Origin of the sequence: Shewanella sp. 10N.286.52.B9, assembly GCF_002873635.1 — a bacterium.
GTDB lineage: Bacteria > Pseudomonadota > Gammaproteobacteria > Enterobacterales > Shewanellaceae > Shewanella.
Window position 1 is genome coordinate 1 of the sequence record NZ_MCTY01000015.1, and the last position, 7,504, is coordinate 7,504.

Consider the following 7,504-nt stretch of genomic DNA (forward strand, 5'->3'; position numbering starts at 1 on the left):
TATTTCTTGACCACTACAATGTGACTCATAGTCTGTTGAGTTTTTAGTTTGAAAAGTTGATGCTAGGGGTAATTGAATACATTGATGAAACGAGAATGATTTTAAGGCAGGTAACCGCATCAACATTGAAAAGCTTACGTCTTGACGCTGGTTTGAGCCAAGAGCAATTGGCAAGGAAGTCAGGGATAGATAGAACTTATATCTCCGGAGTAGAACGTGGTGTTCGAAATATTACTTTGGACTCATTAGAAACGATCGTTTTGGCTTTGGGTGTAAGTCAATCAGAATTTGTTGAAACACTCCATAATCACCTAAAAATGGTTAAGGCTGTCGATTAGCTGGTTAACTTTTCGATAGCCTTATAAGCTGCTTCAAGGGCCTGCTGAGCTTCAAAGTCTAGCCCATAATCATGTTCTTCGTCATTTCGGCTTATTGACCAGCAAAAACCTTCGCGGTACTCATCTGGGTTTGTCTCAATGTAAATATCAAATCCAAGATAAGTTTCTTCATATGGGAGGTTCAGTTTTTTTAATTTACTCATTTCTGTGTGTTTAATGTGATGATATTTACCTGATTATCGTAGGTGTTGCATCAAAGGTCCTTAGACTATAAGTCACAATAATGCAGACGTACAATTTACCGTGCTTTAGGTGAGGAGTATATTGGGGAATCGAAAGCCGCAGAGTTACTTGGCATGTCTGTCTCTAGCTTCCATAAAGAACGAAAGTTGGAGTGGTAGTGTGGGACGTTATAGGTGTGGAGGGGTAGCTAAAAATATAAAAATCACTTGTCCAATTATCACCTGCTGATAAGATAGCATTTAATGTGTGTATTCATACAGTGTAGGTTTGAATGATTGTGGCAGAAGAGATAAGACAAAAGCGTTGCGTGATAGGAATTCGTGGGCAGCAATTAGATCCAGATTATACCGTGGATATTTGGTTCGATTCTCTGAAATCGGTGGCTAATGTACTATCGAAAGAAAACCAATACTTGTTAAAAGTAATCGCGGAACAACAACCTCAGTCAGTGACAGAACTAGCCATCTTAACTGGACGCGCTGTAAGTAATGTATCGAGAACACTGAAAACTTTAGGAAAATACAACTTAGTTGAAATGCAGCATATGAATAAAATGCTCTGTCCTAAGGCCATCTATCAAGAATTTTTAGTAGTAGTGAATAATGAATAATAAATCTAATACCATTCTAAAAGCAGAAGCACTTCTGAAGCCTTTAGCCATTCCACATGTACCACAAGACAGTGAAGTTGAAGCCTTAATTGATCAATGGTTGCATGCTATTGCTACAGATAGTCAATTATTTTGTAGGGAAGAATTAGCGTCTGCTGACAACTTGAAAAAAGAAGTTATTGCTTGCTTGGCGAGTGAAGGCGTGTTTACTGACCGTTTGGACTTTTTTAATCAAGTCTTTGGTGGATTGGAGTTGAAACCATCAGAAAACGGGAGCTTTAAGTTCATTGATCTCTTTGCGGGCATAGGTGGTATGAGGTTAGGGTTTCAGCAAAATGGTGGTACTTGTGTTTTTTCATCTGAATTTGATAAGTTTGCCCAAGGAACCTACAAGTTGAATCATGGTGAGTTACCTTTAGGTGATATTACAAAAATTAACGAAGAAGATATACCTGAGCACGATGTTCTTCTAGCAGGTTTTCCTTGTCAACCATTTAGTTATTCAGGTCTGTGTGAGGGGTTTGAGGATAAAACTAGAGGGACACTATTTTTTGATGTTTTACGAATATTGGAAAGTAAAAGACCCAAAGTAGCTTTACTAGAGAATGTAAAAGGATTTAAGTCCCATGACAAAGGTGAAACGATGTTTATCGCTTTGAAAGCCTTAGATGAAGCGGGTTATGTACCATTTTGGACAATTCTCAATAGTTTTGATTATGGAGTTCCTCAATTTAGAGAGCGATGGTTTTGTGTGGCAATGAGAAAAGATCTTGCTTCAAACTTCGAATTCCCCTCTTCAGAAGGTAGAAATACAACATTAAGAGATATTGTTGATTTAGAAGAGTCAGGCAAAGCTTACCAAATAACTGATTTTGAAAAAGAAAGGATAGAATATCACTTCTCGCGCTCTTCTTTGGAAGAGCGAGTCAAGCACGATAGCTCTAAATATGCTCCGCACACAAAAAAGGGGAAGCATGGCGTATTTTCTTTCCAAAAAGCAGATGGGGCTTTAAGGTTTCACGTTGGAGATGTCGCAAAGACACAAATTCAGGAAGCTTTTTATGCATGTTTAGATACATATGCACCAACAATTATTGCCAATAGAGTACCTAAGCTGTGGGATATAGGAAGAAAGCTAACTGTTCATGAAAGCTTGTTGTTACAAGGTTTCCCTTCTTCGTTTAAATTTGAAACTTCTAATGCCCAATCATATAAGCAGCTTGGAAATTCTGTGACAGTATCCGTAATTGATAGATTGGCTAAAAAAATAAAGGAATATTTATAAATGGGATACGTTAATAAAGAAGATTTATTTGCTTGTAGAGGTCGTATTTCCGATCTTACTGTTCGTGGAGATACTTTTTTAGGGCTGCTTATTTATTGCATTAATATTAAAGAGTGGCTGATTCCGCTGAGGCAGGCAAAGGCAGATATGGAGGGTTTTTCTCTTCTTGCGGATAAAGCTTTTGGACTTGTGGAGCCTGATGCTAGGTATTCAAAAAAGGATTGGCATGCGTTGTTTTCAGAATCATGGCTTGATAAGGCAAAAACCGCTTATCTTAAGGGAAGAAAAATCCCAGCCTTAGATACTTGTGTGACTCTTTTTTGGTGGGAGAAATTTGACTCAACTGAACATGCTATTTCATTTTTTAAGAAGCAGTTCCCAACAGATATATACAGTGCTTTTTTTTACGAAGAAGAAAATAACACCCTAGACTTCTCATCACCTATACCTTGCGCCCGAGAAGATTTGCTAAAGTTATATAACGGTGATGATGGGAATAAAGCCGTAAAGATAGATGGAGGGCTAATAAAAAAGAAGGCTAGCGAGCTAAGTGGTGCACCATTTGCGCAAACTCTATATGCTAAATTAGAAATAAAACACATAGTGAATATTACAGACTTTGATGTATGCGAAGATTTTAATCTGAGTTTAGGGAGCAAACCCAGTAAAGTTATCTCGTTGTCTTCATCAAGTTCCGATATAGAAGCAACTATTAGCAAGCCGTTCCTTCTCCTAGCTGGTATCTCGGGTACAGGTAAAACTCGTTTTGTCCGTAAGCAAGCCGAAAAAACTGGCTCAATAGAAGACACGTACCGCCTGACGTCAGTCCGCCCTGATTGGCATGAGCCATCAGATTTATTAGGCTATACATCAAGGCTTAACGATAATGCTGAGTACATTGTTACCGATGTACTGAAGTTTATAGTGAAGGCTTGGATTGCGATAAAAGATGCTGGGATCACTCTCCAAGGTAAAGAGGTGGTTGGTGAGAAAAACCAACAGCGACAAGTAAAACCTTACTGGCTTTGTTTAGATGAAATGAATCTGGCACCGGTAGAGCAGTATTTCGCAGATTATCTCTCCGTGCTAGAAACCAGAGAATGGGCTTGGCAAGGTAATGATTTTACTTACCAATGCGATCCGCTATTAAAAGCGACAGTGTTTGAGGCGGTTGATAAAGATAAACTTAAGGGTGAGTTGGGATTAATTGACCACGATGAGTTATGGGACCACTTTGTTGCTAATGGCATTAGCATCCCGTTTAATTTAATTGTAGCGGGTACGGTCAATATGGATGAAACCACACATGGTTTCTCTCGAAAAGTAATTGATCGAGCATTAACTTTTGATTTTGGTGAGTTCTTTCCTAATGATTTTGATGCCTTTTTTGATGCAACCTCAGAACCTAAAGCGCTTAGCTACCCAGTGCTTACTGATGGACGAAACAAGACTGAACTAAGTAGTACTTTTGATAAAGATGGCACTTTGTCTGTCGCTTTCCTAAAGCAAATTAATGATATTTTGGAAAACACCCCATTTAAGCTTGCATACCGTGCTTTAAATGAATTGCTTCTAACTGTAATTACACAAAAACCCAATAATGAAGTCGAGCTTCAATCTGTATGGGATGACTTTTTAATGTGTAAGGTGTTACCTCGTATAGAAGGTGACATTGATAAGCTCACGAAAGGTGATAGCGATAACTCAATATTAGAGCAGCTTAGTGCACTACTTAGCGAGCAGTTGAATAAGATTTGGGCTACAAAGTCTCGCCAAGATCTATTTCGTAAATCGCTTGAAGATGATCCTCTAATAACAATAGAGTGTCGAAGCAAGGGAAAACTTGAATGGATGAGCGACCAATTGAATAATGGCTTTACAAGTTTTTGGCCATAAAAGGTGGTAGGCATGCAAACTTTGATTTGTATAGAAACACCTGAGTGGGAGTTAACAATAAGTAGCCAGCACCTTGAGGCAAGGCAAAGTACTTATTTCAATATGCTTAGCCAAAGAGGAGTACGGACACCTCTTAGTAAATTGCAAATTCAGCCTGCAATCAGACCAGAAAACATAACCATCTGTGACCAAAAGAGTGTGCTGATTGATGACTCTCCTTTGTCTGAGGTAACTCTTCCAGCCCCGTTATTTTTTGAAAATGCTCAATATCAATTTGAGTGGGTATTTTTGCAAGAAGGCATTGAACAGGCTTTTATCACTCATGCTCTTAAAGGGGTTGTTGATGCTTTCCGGTTTACGTCTAAACGCAAACATAGTGCAGCCAGCCTAATTGGTACTATTAATACAGGTAATGATATTGGCCAATTTTCGTTACCTCTTACTTATTGCATTAAAGGCAAGGAAAAGCGACTTAAGCTGACCCTAGAAGTCTTGCCAACGAAGATGCAGCTGAACAACGACTTACCTGCTATGTATCGCCGGATCGATGAGACCTTTCCATTATGGCGGTTCAGCTTGGCGGAGAATACCGAACAAAGCGCAGATAAGAGTCAACATCGTGGTAACTTCCCACTATTGTGGTTAGCGCAGTTTAAGGCGTTGAGAACGTCACTTGAGGTCGGGTTGAAAGTTATCGCAAACTCACCACATAACCGATTACAGAAAAAAAACGTTAGTATTAGAGCAGATCGACTCAAAGGTCGTTTATCAAATCGATTGTCTGAGCGCGTAAAAGAGGATATTGACAATAAAATATATGACAAGCGATATCAACAACAAAAACAGCACCTCAGTGTAGATACGCCAGAAAATAGATACATCAAGATGGTCGTTGTTCAATGTAAACAGCAGCTAGAAAGAATGTCCCAGAAGCTCGAGGCTGATAACAACAAAGGTGAGAAAACGTATGCCCGTCTATCTGAGCGCTTCTTGAATGAGTTGAAAGAGTGGCAACAGCCACTGATGAAAATGGAAAAACACAGCTTCTTGAAAGAGGTGGGGCACTTTAGTGGGCAGCATCGTGAATCTCTAGTTTTGCAGCAAAAAACGGGCTACAGCACGGTTTACAAGGTGTGGCAGGAACTAAAATACTACTTGGATATTTTTGCGAAGCACTCAACAGTGTCAATGAAGTCTGTCGCGGAAACGTATGAAGTATGGTGCTTTTTAGAAATACGAACAATTTTATTAGAAGTGCTTGGCTTTCAAGAAAATGAACACAAAAAAACAAAGCTAAAGCTTAATGACTATTTTAAATTACAACTTAAAGATGGTTTAACTGGTGCGGGGGCATTTGCATTTGCATTTGAACGAGCCGATGGGCTTAGGGCAAAGTTAGCCCATGAACCAGTCTTTCGTCGAGACGGTAAACATATTCGGTCGTTTGGTGTGACACAAAAACCCGACATATTGTTAGAAGTTACTTTCCCTGATGGTAAGGCGTGCATTTGGTTGTTTGATGCAAAATACCGCATAAAGACCCAAAACAATCGATATGACGTAGATGATATTGATTGTAACGATTACGTGCCCGACGATGCGATTAATCAGATGCACCGGTATAGAGATGCCTTAATTCGAGTTGATGAGCAAAAAGAGTCTAGAAGCAAAAGCCGTCCAGTTTTTGGTGCCTTTGCTTTATACCCAGGCTTTTATGACCAAAAAAATGATGAAAATCCATACCAATCGATGATAGCTGAAGTCGGGATTGGTGCCTTTGCTTTGCTGCCTAATGCTAATGGCAACAAGAACTCCTGGCTCAAAGCCTTTTTACAGCATCAGCTAGGAACGGGTGTCAGCGCTTATACTACTGAATCGATACGTGATGATCTTTATGTTAATGAACCAGCACGTATTCCATACTCAGGAATGCAGCAAGTTCTTCACCATGATCTTGTTTTGATTTCGAAACTTGGTGAAAGCCGTGAACAAGAGTACATTGATAATTTTAACAATGGATTGGCAAAGTGGTTTCATATTCCAGTCACTGTATTCGATCGGAAATTCGGAAAACATATAGCTCAAGAGTTGAGATACTTGGCAGTGATAGCCAACAATGAAAGCCAGCTTGAAATAACGATGGTTTACCGAGTTAAAAATGCAGTGCAGTTACAGCGTGATGATATTACTCCTGAGCAAGCGGGTATTAAGGTCTCAAAAGTTGGGGAAGACGAATACTGGTTACTTGAACTTGGTGAAGTTATTGCACTGGACCAAGCGATCCAGTGTGATTCTACTTCTGGATATAGACTATCGTTGAAGCTGGCTAAACTAGATGAAATGCAAGCGGCAAATGAACTCACTGAAATCATGCCTGTTTATGAGCGAAGTTTACGCTAGACTTTAGCACCACAAGCCTCATGTTGATGGGCATAGTTTGGCTGAGCATAATAGTAAAAGAAACTAAATGGACGACTGGAGTGCTGTAGCTAGCTTACTTAAAGCCTCTCTCCGCTCTTCAAAATAATCATGCTGATTATAAATGCCTTCAACACCTTTAAGCTTATGATTTAGGCATCGCTCTGCTACATGCCCGAGCGTACCTTGTTTGGCTAGTAGGGTGCGGCAAGTACGGCGTAAGTCAAGGACGGTAAAGTGTGCCATATCACCCATTAAGTTGGGTGGTTGCTTCTTTTTGCCAGCTTCATGACCAAAGAGTTTAGTGATGGCTCTGTTAAGGGTGTCTTTGCCCATATGTGCATTTTTACTTGAGCGCCTGTTAGGGAATACGTACTCGGAACCACAAGCTCTCATTTTTAACTCTTCAATCCAGCCCATGACGATCTCTGGTAATGGGATAACAATGCCAACACCGGATTTACTGCGCTCTTTCGATAAGTTCCAAACTTGCTGCTCTAAATCAAATTCCTTCCATGGTGCTTCTGCCAATTCCGACTTCCTAACCCCTAATGTCACCAGCAATGCACAAGCGAGATAATTGCCACGGCTAAAGCTGTCGCTATTGTCACGTGCGATTTTAAAAAATTGAGTGAGCTCTTCGATGGTTAAGGCTCTGTCTTTACTCTTTTCTACTCCACCAGCATCAGTAACCGAAAATGCACTCGCTGGATT

The 7,504-nt window shown here is 39.9% G+C and carries 7 protein-coding genes; 5 read left to right on the forward strand and 2 right to left on the reverse strand.

The features are described 5' to 3' along the window. Positions 1-59 precede the first annotated feature (59 nt). The gene (locus BCU91_RS01640; RefSeq protein ID WP_241904016.1) at positions 60-338 is read left to right on the forward strand and encodes a helix-turn-helix transcriptional regulator; all 279 of its coding nucleotides are present in this window, start codon (positions 60-62) and stop codon (positions 336-338) included. On the opposite strand, the gene BCU91_RS01645 is transcribed toward BCU91_RS01640, so the two are convergent. Next, positions 335-541: a hypothetical protein gene (locus BCU91_RS01645; protein WP_102530753.1), complete on the reverse strand. Its 207-nt coding sequence runs from the start codon at positions 539-541 to the stop codon at positions 335-337. The genes BCU91_RS01640 and BCU91_RS01645 overlap by 4 nt on opposite strands. 317 nt (positions 542-858) lie before the next feature. On the opposite strand from BCU91_RS01645, the gene BCU91_RS01655 reads away from it, so the two are divergent. Genes BCU91_RS01655 through BCU91_RS01670 form a run of 4 tightly spaced genes read left to right on the forward strand, consistent with a single transcriptional unit; the run spans position 859 to position 6,772 of the window. Next, complete coding sequence (locus BCU91_RS01655) at positions 859-1,191, forward strand: MarR family transcriptional regulator (RefSeq protein WP_241904017.1); 333 nt, start codon at positions 859-861, stop codon at positions 1,189-1,191. Further along, positions 1,184-2,476: a DNA cytosine methyltransferase gene (locus tag BCU91_RS01660; protein ID WP_102530755.1), complete on the forward strand. Its 1,293-nt coding sequence runs from the start codon at positions 1,184-1,186 to the stop codon at positions 2,474-2,476. The genes BCU91_RS01655 and BCU91_RS01660 overlap by 8 nt, the downstream gene beginning before the upstream one ends. After that, on the forward strand, positions 2,477-4,372 hold the full coding sequence (locus BCU91_RS20325) for a hypothetical protein (RefSeq protein ID WP_198590415.1): 1,896 nt from the start codon (positions 2,477-2,479) through the stop codon (positions 4,370-4,372). A 12-nt stretch (positions 4,373-4,384) separates the two neighbouring features. Continuing rightward, on the forward strand, positions 4,385-6,772 hold the full coding sequence (locus BCU91_RS01670; RefSeq protein ID WP_102530756.1) for a restriction endonuclease-like protein: 2,388 nt from the start codon (positions 4,385-4,387) through the stop codon (positions 6,770-6,772). 63 nt (positions 6,773-6,835) lie between these two features. On the opposite strand, the gene BCU91_RS01675 is transcribed toward BCU91_RS01670, so the two are convergent. Beyond that, positions 6,836-7,504 (reverse strand): site-specific integrase (locus tag BCU91_RS01675; RefSeq protein ID WP_157936255.1); only part of this gene is annotated, 669 nt, incomplete at its 5' end.

What these genes read in the sequence shown, in the direction of transcription:
- BCU91_RS01640 (WP_241904016.1), top strand. Translation starts at nt 60, where the DNA reads ATGCTAGGGGTAATTGAATACATTGATGAAACGAGAATGATTTTAAGG.
- BCU91_RS01645 (WP_102530753.1), bottom strand. Translation starts at nt 541, where the DNA reads ATGAGTAAATTAAAAAAACTGAACCTCCCATATGAAGAAACTTATCTT.
- BCU91_RS01660 (WP_102530755.1), top strand. Translation starts at nt 1,184, where the DNA reads ATGAATAATAAATCTAATACCATTCTAAAAGCAGAAGCACTTCTGAAG.
- BCU91_RS20325 (WP_198590415.1), top strand. Translation starts at nt 2,477, where the DNA reads ATGGGATACGTTAATAAAGAAGATTTATTTGCTTGTAGAGGTCGTATT.
- BCU91_RS01670 (WP_102530756.1), top strand. Translation starts at nt 4,385, where the DNA reads ATGCAAACTTTGATTTGTATAGAAACACCTGAGTGGGAGTTAACAATA.